The organism is Candidatus Effluviviaceae Genus V sp., from assembly GCA_014728125.1.
GTDB lineage: Bacteria > Joyebacterota > Joyebacteria > Joyebacterales > Joyebacteraceae > WJMD01.
Map to the genome: position 1 here is coordinate 1 of WJMD01000187.1, position 16962 is coordinate 16962.

Genomic DNA, 16962 nt, shown 5'->3' on the forward strand with positions numbered 1-16962 from the left:
GCCCCGGTCTGGGAGCTCGACACAGGTGTGTTCGAGGGCATCTGGCTACCCGGCAGAGGCCGCAAGTCGGCGGACCTTGGTGACCTCGACGGTGACGGCGACCTGGATCTGATTCAGACCTACTGGGACGAGTACGTGTTCATCCAGCTCAACGAGGGCACGCCTCAGCAGCCCGCGTGGTCACCGTCTGTTGACTCTGTTTTCACTTCCCACCATTGCACGGCTGAGCTCGCCGACATCGACTGCGACGGCGACCTGGACATCATTGCGACCACGTCCACCAGCGCTCTGTTGCTTCACAGGAACGTAGGTACTCCTCAGTCTCCGGAGTGGTCTGAGGACTGGGAGTGGCTCACTGATATCGATCTGCACTACGGGTCCGCGATGTTCACGAGCTTCGGTGATCTAGACCTCGACGGCGACATGGACGCTGTTGGTGTGACCTCGGACACCTGGCCTCAGTGCTGGGAGAACGTCGGCACGCCGGGGGAGCCACAGTTCGAAGAACGTCCGGAGATGCTGACAGGGGTCGAGTACGAGCACCAGGGCTGGACGTTCGGGCTCGAGCTGCTGGACATCGACGCTGATGGGGATCTCGACCTGCTGATAGAGCAGTCCTACTATGGCCAGAACCTCCTCTTCCTGAACCAGCACTATACGCCGGTCGAGCCGGCGTCCTGGGGTTCGATCAAGGCGCTGTATCGGTGATCGCCCCTGACTGAGTGCAGCAGAAGCGCCGGGAGCATGGAGCCCCCGGCGCTTCGCTTCGCAACACGGCCGTCTCTTCTTGAGTGTATCTTGGCGATCTACTTCAACATCACCATCTTCCGCATGTCGGCCTCGCCGGCGGTCTCGAGGCGGGCGAAGTAGACGCCGGACGCGACCGCGGCTCCGGTGTCGTCGCGTCCGCGCCAGACCGCGCGGTGGTCGCCGGCCTCACGCGACCCGTCGATGAGCGTCGCGACAACGCGGCCCGAGAGGTCGTGGACCGTCAGTCGGACCGGACCGGCCTGCGAGAGCGAGAACGACAGCGTTGTCTGCGGGTTGAACGGATTGGGCGTCGGCGCATTCAGTCGGAAGGTGCGCCCGGCCACCGGTTCGTCGATGCCGGTCACGACACCCTCACCCAGGCCCCAGATCTCGATGTCGTCGATGTTCCACCCGCAGTACTGCCAGCCCGAGTCGGTCGGGCCCATCGTCCAGCGGACGTAGACGGTCGGCTCGCCGTCGGCCACCGAGGAGATGTCGAGCTCGACCGACTGCCAGCCGTAGTCGGTGATCTCCATGTCGTTCTGCCACACCGTCGTCCACGAGCTGCCGTCGGCGCTGACGGAGATCGATGCCTCGTCGTACTGCGGGTGCTCGACGCCGAGCCACCGCTGGAACTTGAGGCTCGTCGCGAAGCAGTCGGAGCAGTCGATGGCCGTCGTCGTCAGGCTTCGGGGTGGGAGGTCGTTGGGATAGTCGCCCGAGAGGTTGTAGCCGTAGACGTTGGACCCGGTCGCGCCGCTCGTCGGATCGGGGAAGCCCCATTCGCCGCCGCCGCCCGTCGGCGTGCCGAAGGCCCAGTCGCCCTCGGTCGTCCAGCCCGGGTCGGTGTCGAGGGTCCACACATACTGCTGCTGCGGGTCTCCGACGACGAGCATGACGTCGCGCGTCGCGTCACCGGTGCCGTTCGTGAGGTTCCGGAACATCACGGTCGCGCGATACACACCCTCCGCGAGCGCGTCGGCGTTGGCGTTGACCTCGACCGTCACGCCGGCCGTGTCGCCGGGCGCGAGCGTTCCGCTCCGGCTGCCCGAGAGCGTCAGCCAGTCGACCCACGGGTCGGCGAGGATCTCGTAGTCGATCGGCGATGCGCCCTTCCACGTGAACGCGTAGTCCTTCGACGGCGGCGAGAACGGCCCGCCGGCGCCGCCTTCCGAGCGGAGTCCGTCGTCAGGCCAGACCGTCATGCCGGTCTTGATGGTCAGGGCCTTGATGCAGAAGTTGGCCGTGTGGTCCCACCAGTAGCCGCTGTCGTAGTCGTAGAGATCCAGCCACCGGCCGCTCGAGCGGTAGAAGCTCTCCCCGGCTGACGCGGACGACTCGACTGTGACGCGGTACTTCGCTCCGAGGAGCACCGGCACGTCGGACGAGCGGTCGAACGGGTGGCCTCCGTGTGAGAGCGAGACCTTGACGTAGAAGTCCTCACCGGTCTCGAACTCGACCGGTGTGTCCAGCTCGACGGTGTGGAACCCGCGGTACTGGAACGTCCCCGACGCGTTCGACAGCGGAACCGAGAGCGTGCTGTCCTCGAAGGCGTCGTAGACCGTGACCGTGTAGTCCACCGTGTCGGCCGCCGTGAAGAAGCTGACCGCCTGGAGCATCTCGGTGTCCTCGGTGACGAACGCATTCATCGCTTCGCCGACGTCGGTCATCGTGTCCCGCCAGCCGTGGTAGTCGTGGTAGTAGATCTGGTCGTATGCGATCGGCTCGACGTCGTAGAAGCTGACGGCGCCCATTTCGGAGTGCTGTCCGGCGCACTTGTCGTAGTACGAGATCCAGAAGTACCCCATGTCACCCCAGCTCGAGCCCCAGCTGTTCTTGCAGAGCCACGCGCCGTTGTCCGGCGCGATCGTGATCTTGTCGTCGTCCCATCCGACGATGGCCACCGCGTGGTTCGGCTGGAGTTCCGAGGACGGCGGCTGGTAGTGCGTGTTGCCGGCCATGAACTGGCTGTCGTAGCAGAGCGCCGTCCCCATCACGCCGTAGTCCATCACGGCCTGCTTGATGCGGTCGATCGAGGAGAGGTCGGCTCCGGCCTCGTGCCACTCGACGTGCCTCGGATAGTAGATGTGGTACGACTCGAGCCACCGGTCGGGAGGAGTGGTGTACGACTGGCCGTCGATGTTTCTGACGGCCCCCTCACCGCGGGAGAGGTAGGCCGTCGTGACCATGTAGTCGCCGCCCATGTGGACCTCGAGCCCGTACCCGGAGGGCGGCGAGATGTCGTCGTTGTTGTGCTCGTTGAATCCGTTCCACCAGTCGAGATGATACTCGGCGAGGTTGGGCTCCCCGCTCTCACCGTTCGAGGCCCACGCGCCCGTGATGAGGAGATTGCCCTCGAGGGCCGCCATAGCGCCGAACGTCCAGCACGTGCCGCCGCTCTGGTTCTTGACCGAGGTGACGTAGTTCTCGCCGTCGACGTCGCGCAGGTCGAACTCCGTGGGGAGCTGGCCCAGGGCGTCGCCCGTGAAGAGGACGAGCGCCGCGGCGACCGACAGGATGAGCGTCCAGCGGAGCAGCACGGGCCATCGGACGGGGAGGGTCACGGTGACCGCGCGGGGCATATGATGGCGTCTCATGAACGACTCCCGAGTAAATGAAGCGCTGTTCGGCAATTATCCAGACAAAAGGGACCGGTTCCCGGGCGGGGCGGTCCCTGGGTACATTCTAGCACAGCATGGGCCTCTGGGCAAGAAACCGGGGGTGCCGGCGGCCCCGGCGCCCTCGCGTGCCCCGTCATCAGGGAGCGGGGAGCACGAGGTCGAAGACCACCGGAAGGTGGTCTGACGCGAGCGCCGTGTCGTTCGGTCGGAGACCGTAGCGCTCGAGCGTCTCCCGCGGAAGGTCCGGGGTCCAGAGCACGAACGAGCGTCCCGCGTCGGCGACGCTGTCGGAGTAGATGATGAAGTCGAGCCGTCCGGGCGCGTAGCTGTCCTCGTCGTTCCGCCAGGTGTAGGCCTCGAGGCCCGTCACATGGAGCGGGAACGCGTCTGCAAGGGCCGTCCCGTCCCAGTCCGGCGTGAAGTCGGGACCGTGCCGCTTCTCGTTCTCGATGTCGCCCCCTCGCAGGGTCCACAGTTGCGCCGCGTCGGTGACGAGGTTCATGTCGCCGGCGACGACGATGGTTGTGCCCGGCTCAACCGGCTCCACACCATCTCGGACCTCGTCCCGCTCCGGTCTCAGCCGCCGCAGCCACGCCATGATGACGTCGAACTCCTCCTGCCGCTCGTCGGTTCTTCCGCAGCAGGGAGGGTGCGCGCTCACGATCGAGAGGTCGGTGGCGTAGCGCTCATCAGGCAGGTCGACGAGTGCCCAGACGTTCTCGTCCACCGGCCCGAGGACCCTCGAGCGGCGCACCGCGTAGCGGCTGACGATGAAGCAGTCGCTCCCGCCGACGGCGTGCCAGGGCCCGCCGCCCAGGAACGACGCAACGGTCTCTTCGAGCGCCGCCGCATCGTGGCGGTAGACCTCCTGGAAGCAGATGACGTCGGGCTCGATCGCCGAGAGGATCCGTCGGAAGTGCACGGGTCGCTCGAAGAGCCCATCGAAGAGCACATTGTACGTGAGGACGCGCAGGTGATCGGGCGCGAGGCGCTCGAGCCGACCCTCGGCGGGCTCCGGCGATGACGACTCGCGCAGCGTGTAGTCGAGTGCCGCGAACCGGTCCGGAGCGACATCGCCGTCCTCACCGTCCCGGAGGATGAGACGGACGGTGCCCGGCCCGAGCACACGGATCCCCGCGGCCCTGAAACCGCGCTCGAACGACACCTCGAAACGATCGGACGAGACGGTCGGACCCTGGCGCAGCCCGACGTCCGCCTGCCGGAGCCGTTCCTTCCCGGAGGGACCGAACACGACGCCTTCCCGGGAGCCGAAGTGCCACTCGAAGTCGATGCCGAGACCATTGAGCGCGCGTCCCGTCGTCGCGTCGTTGTCGAGCTCGATCGACAGGACGAGATCACGGGTACCCTGGAGGTTGATTTCGCGGCCGGTTTCGAAGTAGACGTGGAGGCGATCCTCGTTGCTCCAGAGCTTCACCTCGCCGAAGTCGATGCCGGAGGCGCCGCCGTCTCCCGGCGCGTCGGTCCAGTCGGGCGTGACGGCCTCCCAGTCGTCGAATGAGCCGTCGATGACGATGACGGGGCCCCCTTCGCTTGCGGGCGCGGCGTTCGCGGACAACGTTGCGGTAAGGGCCGCAAGGAACGCGACCATGACTGAGTGGCCTCGATGTGTATAATGGCTCATACGACAGCTCCCTTGTTCCCGGGTCCTTGAACCTCCGATGAGCTTACCCGGGGGTGTGTCCCGAGGGCAAGCGGGACGTGCGTTGGAGGGCGTGACGAGGAGTTCATGAAGCGCGCCGGGTTCGTTCTCATGGCGGCGCTGGCCGTTCACGACCGCGATGCCCGCGACCGAGACTTCGAATCACTGCTTCCGCTCATCGTCAGAGCATCACGAGACGAGCGGAAGTACGTCAGAAAGGCCGTGAACTGGGCCCTGAGACAGATCGGGAAACGCAGCATCGGACTCAACCGGAAGGCGGTCGGCACCGCGAAGAGGATAGGCTGGATCGACTCGAAGAGCGCGCGGTGGATCGCATCGAACGCGCTCCGCGAACTCGAGAGCGACGCCGTGAAGGAGAGACTGGAGAAGCGCCGCGCGCGTGCACGGACGCGGCGATAAGCTCGTTCTACGAAGAGGAGGCTCACACGATGAGACGCACACTTCTGCTGACGCTCGCCCTGCTCGTCGCGCTCGCCGCGCCCGGTACGGCCGGGTTCAAGATCGAGCAGACGATGTCGGGCATGGACGAACAGGCCGTGATCTTCGTCGACGCGAACCGTATCAAGATAGAGAGCGGCCAGGAGGTCATCTTCAACATCGAGGACAACATACTCTACATGCTCGTCCCCGAGCGCCAGATCTACTGGAGCGGCACGCCCGAGGAACTCGTCACATCCATCAGATCCGCCATGGAGAGCGCCATGGAGGGCATGCTGGCACAGGTGCCGGAGGACCAGCGCGACCAGTACCGGGAGCAGATGAAGAGCATGGGGATGTTCGTCCCCGGCGAGGATGACGGCGAGGCCGAGGAGCACGATGTCGCGATCGAGAAGACCGGGAACGCGGAGGAGATCGCGGGGTACGCGACCGAGGAGTACCAGATCCTCGTCGACGGCGAGCTCGTCGAGAAGGTCTGGATGGCCGACGACGTGCCGGTCTCCGATGAGATCGACCTCAAGCGGTTCGCCGAGTACGCAGCCGCGATGAAGCAGTTCTCAGGCGAGTACGCCTACGAGACGAGTGACGAGTACCTCAGCCGGATGGCGTCGGGATATCCGATGCGGACGCAGCCGTTCCGCCAGGGCCAGGAGGGCCCCGAGACCGAGGTGACCGCGCTCATCGAGATGGACGTGCCCGACGCGAAGTTCGAGGTTCCCGAGGGCTACGAGAAGGTGACGCTGATGGAGCTCCAGGGCGGCATGGGCGCTCCGCGGGGCGGCGCGCAGGCACCCGGCACGGCGCCTCCGCCGCAGGCCCCGGGCATGCCGTAGCGTCCGGGAGGCCCGTTGATCCGCATCACCCGAAGCATCTCCCTGGACGAGTCCGAGCTCGAGGAGCGGTTCATCCGCTCCCCGGGCCCGGGCGGTCAGAACGTCAACAAGGTTGCGTCCGCCGTTCAGCTGCGTCTGGACGTCGAGGGTTCGAGGTCGCTGCCCGACCGCGTGAAGGACCGTCTCCGCTCCCTCGCCGGCCAGCGCATGACCGACGACGGCGTCCTCATCATCGAGGCCAGACGGCACCGCTCGCAGCACCGGAACCGCGAGGACGCCCTCGAACGACTGGTCGCGCTCATCAGGAAGGCCGCGCGGCCCGGGAAGAAGCGGAAGGCGACGAAACCCACGAAGGCATCGCGCAAGCGCCGCCTCGAACAGAAGCGCCGGCACTCGCAGAAGAAACGGGCGCGCCGCAAGCCGATCCCGCGCCCGGATGAGTAGGTCTCTCGCGGCGGCCGACCGGCTGCCCGGCAACCGACTTGCGTCCGGAGGCAGGCCATGAAGCGCACGAAGGTCGTCTGTACCCTGGGGCCGGCCAGCTCGTCGCGCGAGACCATCGCCGCGATGATCGAAGCGGGCATGGACGTCGCGCGGCTCAACTTCTCACACGGGGAGCGGGAGGACCACGGCTCGGTGCTCGAGCTCGTCCGCTCGGTCGCGGCCGACCTCGGCCGGAACGTCGCAGTCCTTCAGGACCTCGCCGGCCCGAAGACGAGGATCGGACCGATCAGGGAGGGGCAAGTCGTCCTCCGGTCAGGGGACCGCTTCGTGCTGACGTCGCGCGATGTGCCCGGAGACGACCGCTCCGTCTCGCTGACCTACAGGGAGCTTCCCGGGGATGTGAGCCCCGGGGACAGGCTGCTCCTGGCCGACGGCACCATCGAGCTCAGGGCCGAGGACGTGTCGGGCGAGGAGATCACGACAACGGTCGTGGTCGGCGGTCCCCTGAGTTCCCACAAGGGCATCAACCTGCCCGACAGCTCGATCCAGGCACCGATACTCTCCGAGAAGGACCGGGCCGATCTCGAGTACGGCCTCGACGCAGGCGTCGACTACGTCGCGCTCTCGTTCGTGAGGACCGCGGACGATGTACGTGAGGCCCGCGAGCTCGTCGACCACCACGAGGGGACGGCGAAGCTCATCGCCAAGATCGAGAAACACGAGGCCGTCGACAACATCGACGCCATCATCGAGCTTGTAGACGGCGTGATGGTCGCGCGTGGGGACCTCGGCGTCGAGATCCCCGTGGAGGACGTGCCGACAGTTCAGAAGCGGATCGTCGAGAAGACGAACCGTGCCGGCAAACCGGTCATCACGGCGACCCAGATGCTGACCTCGATGGTAACGAGCCCCCAGCCGACGCGCGCCGAGGTCTCCGACGTAGCGAACGCGATCCTGGACGGAACCGACGCCGTCATGCTGTCCGAGGAGACTGCTGTGGGGTCGCATCCCGCGGCCGCGGTGGCCGTGCTGAGCAAGGTCGCCGCCGCGCAGGAGCGCGTCTTCCCATACACCGCGTGGACGCGGCGAATGGCCGAGGGCTCCGACATGAGTCCCGACGAGGCGGTGGCCCACTCGGCCTGCCGGATCGCTGAGGAGATCGGCGCGGCCGCGATCATCACGTTCACGAAGTCGGGCAGCACGACCCGCCTCGTGGCCAAGTATCGTCCCGAGCAGCCGATCCTCGCGATGACGCCCGACGAGGCCACGGTCAGGCGGCTCGCCCTCGTGTGGGGCGCCGTCCCGATTCTGACCGGTCCGGCCGACGACGCCGGTGACATCGAGCATGAGGCCCTGGGTCTCGCGCTCGAGAGCGGCCTCGTCAAGCCCGGCGACCGCGTGCTCATCACCGCGGGGCTTCCGCTCTATGTGCCGGGCACAACGAACCTGATCAAGATATCGACGACCGAGGGCGCGTCCCGGTGACCGCGGGCCGCGCTGTGTCATCTGGAAGGTCATGAGGAAGGCCGCCGCGTCCGTTCCGTCGGGCGGGAGCTGAGCCCCGGGGCGCCGGACGCGGCCCGGTTCATCCGGAAGGGGAAGGAACGATGCGCTGGATCTCTCTTCTCGTTGCCGCGGTCCTGGCGGCCGCACCGTTCGCACACGCGTTCGCGGAGCCCGTCGAGCCGATGCCGACCGACAGTGTCTACCGCGTGCCGTCCCAGGAGCTGGTCGATATCATCGACGCTCCGAAGACGCCGCACGCCTACTTCTCGCCGGACCGGGACTGGATGCTGCTGCGTGAGCGGCCGAGCTACCCGTCCATCGAGGAGCTGGCGGAGCCCGAACTCCGGCTCGGCGGCATGCGCTTCAGTCCCGTGACGAACGCGCCCACGAGGACCTGGTCGTACAACGGCTTCCTGTTCGTGCGGATCGAGGATGGGGAGGAGCGGCGCGTCACCGGTCTGCCGGACGACGGGCGGTTCGAGAACGTCGTCTGGTCGCCCGACAGCAGGAGCATCGCGTTCACCAACACGACATCGGACGGCGTCGAGCTCTGGACGGCCGACCTCGAGAGCGCCGAGGCGAGGCGCGTGACCGGGCCGGTCCTCAATCTCGTCGCCGGCACGGCCCCGACGTGGATCCCCGGCACCAAGATGCTTCTGGCCACCCTCGTTCCGGAAGGGCGCGGCGATCCGCCGCCGGCGCCCGCGGCGCCCAACGGCCCGGTCATCCAGCAGAACCTCGGGCGCGTCGCGCCCGCCCGCACGTACCAGGACCTTCTTGAGAACGAGCACGACGCGGAGCTCTTCGAGCACTACATGGCGTCGGAGCTCGCTCGGGTCTCGCTCGCCGGGGGCATCGAGCCGCTCGCCGGACCGTCGCTCGTCTGGGACTTCTCGCCGTCGCCCGACGGGCGCTACGTGCTGCTTCAGACCCTGCACCGGCCCTTCTCGTATCTCGTCGGTGCGTGGCGGTTCCCCGTGCGAATCGAGGTCATTGACTCAGACGGAGACGTGGTGCACGAGGTGGCCGACCTTCCTCTCCGGGACGACATCCCGATCGCCCGGGGCAGCGTGGCCACGGGTCCGAGGAACGTCATCTGGCGCGCCGATGCCCCGGCGACGCTCTCGTGGCTCGAGGCCCAGGACGGCGGGGACGCCGCGAGGGATGCGGAGATACGCGACATCCGCTACCAGCTCGAGGCGCCGTTCGACGACCCGCCCGACCCGCTGGCCACCTTCTCGCTGCGCGCCGGCGGCATCTACTGGGGACACGACGGCCTGGCCATCGCGACCGAGTGGTGGTGGCCGACGCGGTCCATCCGCTGGTGGCGCATCGAGCCGGGCAACCCCGACGAGGAGCCGACGCTTCTCAGGGAGTACTCCTGGGAGGACAGCTACAACGATCCCGGAGAGCCCGTTCAGACGAGAACGTCCTCGGGGAGACAGGTCCTTCTGACGGCCGACGATGCTCAGACCGTCTACCTCATCGGTCAGGGCGCCTCGCCGGAGGGGAACAGGCCGTTCCTCGACTCGTTCAACACCATTACGGGGGACACGTTCCGTCACTTCCGCTCGAGCGCGCCGTACTACGAGGAGCCCAGCATCGTCCTGGGCAAGGACGCGCGGCTCGTCGTGACGCGCAGAGAGGCCGTCGACGAAGTGCCGAACTACTTCCTGAGGGACCTCGCGACCGGCGAGGTCCGACAGCTCACCGCGTTCGAGGACCCGACCCCGTTCCTGAGGAATATCCAGAAGGAGATCATCCGCTACGAGCGCGAGGACGGCATCGCGCTCAACGGGACGCTCTATCTGCCGGAGGGCTATTCGCCCGAGGAGGACGGGCCTCTGCCGATGCTCATCTGGGCGTATCCCAGGGAGTTCCGGAGCGCCGACGCGGCCGGACAGCTCGACGACTCGCCCTACCGGTTCGACTGGCTGGGCTGGTACTCGTCGGTCGTCTGGCTGACGCAGGGGTTCGCCGTTCTCGACGGTCCATCGATGCCGATCATCGGCGAGGGCGAGGAGCAGCCGAACGACACGTACGTCGAGCAGCTGGTCTCGAGCGCGAAGGCGGCGGTCGACGAGGCCGTGCGCCGCGGGGTGGCCGACCCCGACCGCGTCGCGATCGGCGGCCACTCGTACGGTGCGTTCATGACCGCCAACCTGCTCGCGCACTCCGATCTCTTCGCTGCAGGACTGGCCAGGACCGGCGCCTACAACCGGACGCTGACGCCGTTCGGCTTCCAGTCCGAGGACCGCACGCTGTGGGAGGCGCCCGAGGTCTATTTCGAGATGTCGCCCTTCATGCACGCCGACACGATCGACGAGCCGATCCTGATCGTCCACGGCGACGCCGACAGCAACCCGGGTACCTTCCCGATGCAGTCCGAGCGCTTCTACAACGCGCTCAAGGGGCTCGGCAAGACGGCGCGGTTCGTGCTGTTGCCGCACGAGAGTCACAGCTACCGCGCGCGCGAGTCACTGCTGCATCTGATGTGGGAGACGGAGGAGTGGCTCGAGCGCTACGTGAAGAACAGGGCGGCGGGGGAGTAGCGGCGGGCCGGCGTCGGGCTGGATGTCAGGGCGCGGGGATCCTCGGAATGCGGTGCGGGAGCCTGGCAAGGAGCTCGTAGTTCACCTGGTTCGTCATCTCGCTGAACGAGCCGACCGAGATCGTCTGATTGCCCTGCTTCCCGATCAGCACGACCTCGTCGCCGCGCGCGACGTCCGGGATGTTCGTGACGTCGACCGTCATCATGTTCATGTTGACCACGCCCGTGACGTGGGCGCGCCGTCCGCGGACGAGCACGTATCCCCTGTTCGAGAGGACCCTCGAGTAGCCGTGGCTGTAGCCGACAGGCACGGTGGCGATCCGCATACGCCGCGGCGCGATGTACGATGTGCCGTAGCCGACGAACTCGCCCCGCTCGACCATCTTGAGTCCCATCACCGAGGTCTTCCACGACATGACCCGCCGCAGCGGCGTGTCGGTCAGTTTGTGGCACATGTTGAGATAGCGGATCCTGGTCTCCTCGCTCGGCCAGAATCCGTACTGCGCGACGCCGATCCTGACCATGTCGTAGATGGCGTTGGGATAGACGAAGGCCGCCGCCGAGGAAGCGACGTGGCGCCTCCCGATGATGGTGAATGCGCTCCGGAAGCGCTGTAGCGCGTCCTGGTAGCGCTCGAGCTGCTGCTGGATCCTGTGGTAGTTGTTGATGCTCTCCGCGCCGGCCAGGTGCGTGGTGATGCCCTCGAGCACGTATCGTCCCTGTGACCGCTTCAGGAGGTCGATGACCTCCTGGATCTGGCCGTTCTCGTATCCGAGACGGTGCATGCCCGTCTCGAGCTGGATGTGGATCCTCGCCCGCCGCTCGAGCGACGCCGCGGCCTCGAGCGCGGCCTCGAGCCGCTCGATGTCGAAGACGTAGAACTCGACACCGCTGGATATGGCCCACCCGAGCTCGTCGTCCCCGAGGTGTGCCATGATCATGACCGACGTGTCCGGCCGCTTGCTGGCGAGGACCCTGGCCGCCTCGTGCGAGTCTGCGACCGAGAAGTGCCGCACGCCCAGCGACTCGGCCAGCGGGACGAACTCCTCGATGCCGTGGCCGTAGGCGTTCCCCTTGACGACCGAGGAGACCAGCGTGTCGTGCCCGACCCGCGCTTGGACGAACCGGAGGTTCCGTGCCAGCGCCGAGTGGCTGAGATAGATGCGCGACGTGGGGCTTGGCTCCATGATGTCCACCGTTCGCTCCCTCACACCCCCGCTCAGTGGGGGATCGGCTCCTCTGACCCGTACGGACCGAGGATCTCCCTGACGATGGCATAGAGAAGGTCGGCGCCTGTCGTCACGAGCTCGTCCGGGAAGTCGTACGACGCATTGTGCAGCGGGACCAGGTCCTCACCCGCGCCCAGTCCCAGAAGCACGGCGTCGGTCAGCGCCGAGAAGTGTCCGAAGTCCTCGGACCAGTGCAGCGGACCGTCGAGCTCGCCGGTCTCGAGACCGAGCGACCGCGCGGCTCGACGGGCCGTCTCGAGCGCGTCGGCGTCGTTCGTCGTCACCGGGAACTCCTCTTCCCAGGTGACCTCGTGCGCGAGACCGTGTCGCCGCGCCGACTCCTCCGCGAGACCGAGGACGGCACGCTTCAGCGACTCGAGCGACGACGCGCTCCCCGAGCGCACGGTGGCGATGACCTCCGCCTCACCCGGCGTCGTTCCGAGCGCGCGCTCGCCCAGACGCGCGTGGGTCACCGTCGAGAGCGCGAGCGGGTCCCCGCCGCCGGCGTCGGGCCCGAGCCCCGTCAGTCCTTCGACGAGGGCCGCCGTGGCGAGAGCCGGGCTCAGCGCGCTCTCAGGATAGCCGGCCTGGGCGCTCCGGCCGACGAGCCGGATCACGGCCGCGACCGAGCCCAGGGCCATCGGCCCCTCGCGCAGGTAGACGCGACCGAGCGCAAGACCGGGCAGGTTGTGGATCGCGAACGCGGCGTCGGGCCTGAGGGGCCGGAAGGCCGGGTCGGCGATGACGGCGGCCGCGCCCTTCCCCGTCTCCTCGGCCGGTTGGAACAGGAGGACGGCGCGTCCCCGGGAGGGTCGCACCCTGTCGAGCCGGGGGGCGACCGCCGCCAGGGCAGCTGCGTGGCCGTCGTGTCCGCATACGTGGGCGACCCCCGGCACGGTCGAGGCGTGCTCCCTGTCTCCGGCCTCCGATATCGGCAGCGCGTCGAGCTCGGCCCGCAGGAGGACCGTCGGGCCGTCGTGCGGGCCTTCGAAGACCGCTGCCAGCCCGTGTCCTCCGAGGCCCGCTACGATGTCGTCGGGCCGTGCGGATTCGACGAACGCCCTGACGCGGCGGGCCGTCCCGCTTTCCCGCCCCGAGAGCTCGGGGTGCGCGTGAAGCTGTCTGCGGAGTTCGACGGCGTCTGCGTCGGTCACTGCATCGTCTCCTTGCGTTCCCTTCGTGCCCTCTGACGCGTGTCGACCGGGGAGACTATCACCCGCTCTCAGGGGTGTCAAACCGACCGCCCTTCGACTACAATGACACGCGCTCCCGCGGACGGCGGGACGCCGCACGGTGCCGCTCCTCAGACTTCGCGAGCGGAGACCGGCAGCATGGAGGTTCATATGTCGACCGACCACGTGAACATCGGCTTCTACGACTCCTCGGGGGCTGCCGCCCACTACGGCGGACGGAGCGGACTCCTCACCGCCGAGATCATGATCCTCTTCAAGCATCACGACGTGATCGTCGGGAGCCGCCTTCTCGACGTCGGCTGCGGCGCCGGGAGGACGACCCGATTTCTCTGTCAGTGGGCCGGGCGGTACGTCGGCATCGACTACTCGGAGGCGATGGTCCGCGCCTGCTCCGAGCGGCACGGCGGCTGCCAGTGCGAGGTCGCCGACGCCAGGGACCTGAGCATCTTCGCCGACGGCGAGTTCGACGTGGTGCTCTTCTCGCACAACGGCATCGACGCGCTGCCCCACGAGGACAGGCTCGCCTCGTTCGACGAGATGAACCGTGTTCTGCGGGACGGCGGCCTGCTCATCTTCTCGACCCACAACCGGGACTATCGCCTTGCAAGGTCCGAGCCGCGTCTCACCTGGACGTACGATCCGTGCGCCATGGTGAAGCGGTTCGTGGCGTACCTGCGCGCCCGAAGGAACCGCAGCAGGAACAAGCCGCACGAGCGCTTCGAGAACGAGTACTGGATCATCAACGATCGGGCCCACGCCTACTCGCTCATGACGTATCACGTCGACCACAGGACCCAGGAGCGACAGCTCGCCGACGCCGGCTTCGAGACGCTCGAGGTCTATCGGAAGGACGGCTCGGTGCTCGACGCCGGCGAATCATCGGACGACTCGCCCTGGCTCTACTTCGTGGCGAGGAAGACGGGTAGGGGAACGACGCACGAAAGCGGGGACTGAGGATGGCACGACACCGCGACACCGAGACCGTTCACGCGGGGGAGCCGGAGCCCAGGATCGGGGGCGCCGTCGCGATCCCCATATTCCAGTCGGCCATGTACGTCGACGAGGGCGACCCGGGCTACCACGACATCCGGTACATCCGCCTGAACAACACCCCGAACCACGAGGCGGTCGCAGCGAAGCTGGCGACGCTGGAAGGAGGGGAGGCCGCTCTTGTGACGGCGAGCGGCATGGCGGCCATAACGACCTCGCTTCTCACGGTCCTCTCAGCCGGTGACCACCTGCTCGTCCAGGACTGCCTCTACGGCGGCACGCACGGGTTCGTCACGAGGGACCTGCCGAGACTGGGCGTCGCGTACGACATGATCGACCCGGACGACCCCGGATCCTGGAAAGGGAAGGTGCGCGAGAACACGAGGGCCGTCTACGTCGAGACGATCTCGAACCCGCTCATGGGCGTGGGCGACCTCGCGGCGGTCGTCGCCTTCGCCCGCGAGCACGGGCTCGTGTCGCTCATCGACAACACGTTCGCGAGTCCGATCAACTTCCGGCCCCTCGAGCACGGGTTCGACGTCTTGCTCCACAGCGGCACGAAGTACCTGAACGGGCACTCCGACATCGTGGCGGGCGCCGTGGTCGGCTCCGAAGAGCTCCTCGCCGGCATCAAGTGCATGCTCGATCATCTCGGAGGGTCGCTCGACCCGCACGCGTGCTTCCTGCTCCACCGGGGCATGAAGACGCTTGCGCTCCGCGTCGAGCGGCAGAACGCAACCGCCGCGCATCTGGCACGCTTCCTTCATGAGCACGACCGCGTGACGCGGGTCCACTATCCGGGGCTGCCCGACCACCCCGGTCACGAGCGGGCCGTCGAGCTCTTCGACGGCATGGGCGGCATGCTCAGCTTCGAGCTCGAGGGAGGGCTCGAGGCCGCCGACGCCGTCCTCCGAAGCCTGACCCTGCCGATCGTCGCGCCCAGTCTCGGCGGCGTCGAGACCCTGGTCACACGACCGGCGGCGACGTCGCACAAGGGGATGTCGCCCGACGAGCGCAGCGCGGCCGGCATCGACGACGGACTCATCCGCGTCTCGGTCGGCATCGAGTCGGCCGACGACCTTCTCGACGACTTCGAGAGAGCTCTCGACGCACTGTAGGAGCACGCATGCGGCAGCGAGTTCCCGTCCGGATCCTCTCGGCCGGCAGAACGGCCAGGAACCTCCAGCGGCTCGTGCAGGCGGAGCTTCGATGTCCCGTCAGCGCTCCTTTGGGTTTCCGTCTCTGGGCGCTCTCGAAGGGGTTCCTGACGGAGTCGGCCGTCCGCTACGGGTTGACGAAGGAGAACCTCCCCCTCTACTTCCCGGACACCGCGCGCTACCTGAGAACGCCGAAGATCAACGGCCCCTTCGCCGAGGCGTTGAACAACAAGATCGTCTTCTCGCGGATCGTCGCCAGCCACGGTGGGAGTGTGCCCGAGTACTACGCCCTCATTCGGAACGGGGAGATGGTGCCGATCGGCCGGCGCTACCGCTTCCTGTCGGCGCGTGACGTCGTCGAGGCCTGCGCCGAGGGCGGTTCGTTCATCGTCAAGCCGGCGAGCGGCGGTCGCGGATACGGCGTTATGGCGCTGACCGGCGGCGACGGCGGGGTCGCGCTCAACTACCGCGAGACGACGCGGGACGAGCTCGAAGCGACCCTCGGGTCCGTCCGGGACGGCGTCGTCTCGAGCCTCATCCGTCAGCGGCCGTTCGCCGAGGCCGTCTTCCCGGAGGCCACGAACTCCATGCGCGTCCTGACGATGTGGGACGTCGAGCGCTGCGAGCCGTTCATCGTCTACGCGGCCCACAGGTTCGGACGCCCGGCGTCGTCGCCGACCGACAACTACTCGAGGGGAGGGGTCATCTCGCTCGTCGATCTCGAGACCGGCGTGCTCGGCCCCGCCTATTCGGACCACGGCAGGAGAGAGCCCGTCTGGTACCGGGACCATCCCGACACGGGAGCGCGCATCGAGGGACTCGAGCTCCCTGGGTGGGAGCGTTTTGTCCGCGGCCTCCTCGACCTCTGCCGGGAGATGTCGTACATCCCGTACGTGGGCTGGGACATCGTCCTGACCGAGGGGGGCTTCACGGTCGTTGAGGGCAACAACTACCCCGACGTGACCTTCCAGTTCTTCTTCCCGCTGCTCGAGGACGAGCGCGTCCGGCGGTTCTACGAGCACCACGGCGTGCTGAGGCCGCCACGGGGCGCTCGCGCGCGGGGGGAGAGCAGCGATGCCTGAGAGCCTGCCGGCGCGCGTTCTCACCTTCGGCAGAACGCTCAGGAACCTGCAGCGGTTCGTGCGCTCCGAGTTCCACTCTCCCGTCAGCGCACCGGTGGGCAGGCGGCTCTGGGCTCTGAGCCGCGGCTTCCTGACGGAGTCCTGCGTTCGCTACAGACTCCGCCCGGAGACGGTCGACGAATATGTCTCCGACCTCGAGCGGTACCTCCGCACTCCGCGGATCAACGGCCCCTTCGCCGAGGCGCTCAACAACAAGATCGTCTTCTCGCGCATCGTCGCCAGCTACGGTGTCACCGCTCCCGAGTACTACGCGTTCATCGAGGACGGAGCCTTCCGCCCGATCAATACGGAGCTCCGGATTCGCTCGGTCGACGATCTGCTCGACGCGGTCGAGGGCGGCCACTGGTTCGTGGTCAAACCGTGGAGCGGAGGGAGCGGCGTGCGGGTGATGGCCGTCACGCAAGAACACGGCCGCGTGGCCGTCGAC

The 16962-nt window shown here is 67.5% G+C and carries 14 protein-coding genes; 10 read left to right on the forward strand and 4 right to left on the reverse strand.

Features of this window, described 5'->3' with window-relative positions; translation table 11 throughout:
- Positions 1 to 27 precede the first annotated feature (27 nt).
- Positions 28 to 708, forward strand: a complete 681-nt coding sequence (locus tag GF405_10995) for a hypothetical protein (GenBank protein MBD3368678.1) — start codon at positions 28 to 30, stop codon at positions 706 to 708.
- A 98-nt stretch (positions 709 to 806) separates the two neighbouring features.
- Here GF405_10995 and GF405_11000 read toward each other — a convergent pair whose 3' ends face one another.
- Both GF405_11000 and GF405_11005 read right to left on the reverse strand, forming a co-directional pair.
- Positions 807 to 3347 (reverse strand): T9SS type A sorting domain-containing protein, encoded by a 2541-nt coding sequence (locus GF405_11000; protein MBD3368679.1) that lies wholly within the window; start codon positions 3345 to 3347, stop codon positions 807 to 809.
- A 160-nt stretch (positions 3348 to 3507) separates the two neighbouring features.
- Positions 3508 to 5013, reverse strand: a complete 1506-nt coding sequence (locus GF405_11005; GenBank protein MBD3368680.1) for a hypothetical protein — start codon at positions 5011 to 5013, stop codon at positions 3508 to 3510.
- Positions 5014 to 5118: 105 nt separating this feature from the next.
- Between GF405_11005 and GF405_11010 the strand changes: the two genes are divergently transcribed.
- The 5 genes from GF405_11010 (at position 5119) to GF405_11030 (ending at position 10825) form a co-directional block, all read left to right on the forward strand.
- Positions 5119 to 5451, forward strand: a complete 333-nt coding sequence (locus tag GF405_11010; GenBank protein MBD3368681.1) for a hypothetical protein — start codon at positions 5119 to 5121, stop codon at positions 5449 to 5451.
- Positions 5452 to 5480: 29 nt separating this feature from the next.
- Positions 5481 to 6323: a DUF4412 domain-containing protein gene (locus GF405_11015; protein ID MBD3368682.1), complete on the forward strand. Its 843-nt coding sequence runs from the start codon at positions 5481 to 5483 to the stop codon at positions 6321 to 6323.
- A gap of 15 nt (positions 6324 to 6338) precedes the next feature.
- A complete protein-coding gene (locus tag GF405_11020; GenBank protein MBD3368683.1) occupies positions 6339 to 6767 on the forward strand; it encodes an aminoacyl-tRNA hydrolase in 429 nt (142 codons plus the stop codon).
- A gap of 57 nt (positions 6768 to 6824) precedes the next feature.
- Entirely contained in the window at positions 6825 to 8252 is a 1428-nt protein-coding gene (gene pyk / locus GF405_11025) for a pyruvate kinase (protein MBD3368684.1), read from the forward strand.
- A 122-nt stretch (positions 8253 to 8374) separates the two neighbouring features.
- A complete protein-coding gene (locus tag GF405_11030) occupies positions 8375 to 10825 on the forward strand; it encodes a prolyl oligopeptidase family serine peptidase (protein ID MBD3368685.1) in 2451 nt (816 codons plus the stop codon).
- A gap of 25 nt (positions 10826 to 10850) precedes the next feature.
- Here GF405_11030 and alr read toward each other — a convergent pair whose 3' ends face one another.
- On the reverse strand, positions 10851 to 12011 hold the full coding sequence (gene alr, locus GF405_11035; GenBank protein ID MBD3368686.1) for an alanine racemase: 1161 nt from the start codon (positions 12009 to 12011) through the stop codon (positions 10851 to 10853).
- A gap of 32 nt (positions 12012 to 12043) precedes the next feature.
- Positions 12044 to 13396 carry an amidohydrolase gene (locus GF405_11040; protein MBD3368687.1) on the reverse strand — a complete coding sequence of 451 codons (1353 nt, stop codon included), beginning with the start codon at positions 13394 to 13396 and terminating at the stop codon, positions 12044 to 12046.
- Between GF405_11040 and GF405_11045 the strand changes: the two genes are divergently transcribed.
- The 4 genes from GF405_11045 to GF405_11060 form a co-directional block, all read left to right on the forward strand.
- Positions 13310 to 14200: a methyltransferase domain-containing protein gene (locus GF405_11045; protein ID MBD3368688.1), complete on the forward strand. Its 891-nt coding sequence runs from the start codon at positions 13310 to 13312 to the stop codon at positions 14198 to 14200. The two genes, GF405_11040 and GF405_11045, sit on opposite strands and share 87 nt — an antisense overlap.
- 2 nt (positions 14201 to 14202) lie before the next feature.
- Complete coding sequence (locus tag GF405_11050) at positions 14203 to 15354, forward strand: PLP-dependent transferase (GenBank protein MBD3368689.1); 1152 nt, start codon at positions 14203 to 14205, stop codon at positions 15352 to 15354.
- Between the two features lie 8 nt (positions 15355 to 15362).
- A complete protein-coding gene (locus tag GF405_11055) occupies positions 15363 to 16475 on the forward strand; it encodes a hypothetical protein (GenBank protein MBD3368690.1) in 1113 nt (370 codons plus the stop codon).
- Positions 16468 to 16962, forward strand: a 495-nt coding sequence (locus tag GF405_11060; GenBank protein MBD3368691.1) for a hypothetical protein, incomplete at its 3' end; no start/stop codon positions are given. The genes GF405_11055 and GF405_11060, both read left to right, overlap by 8 nt.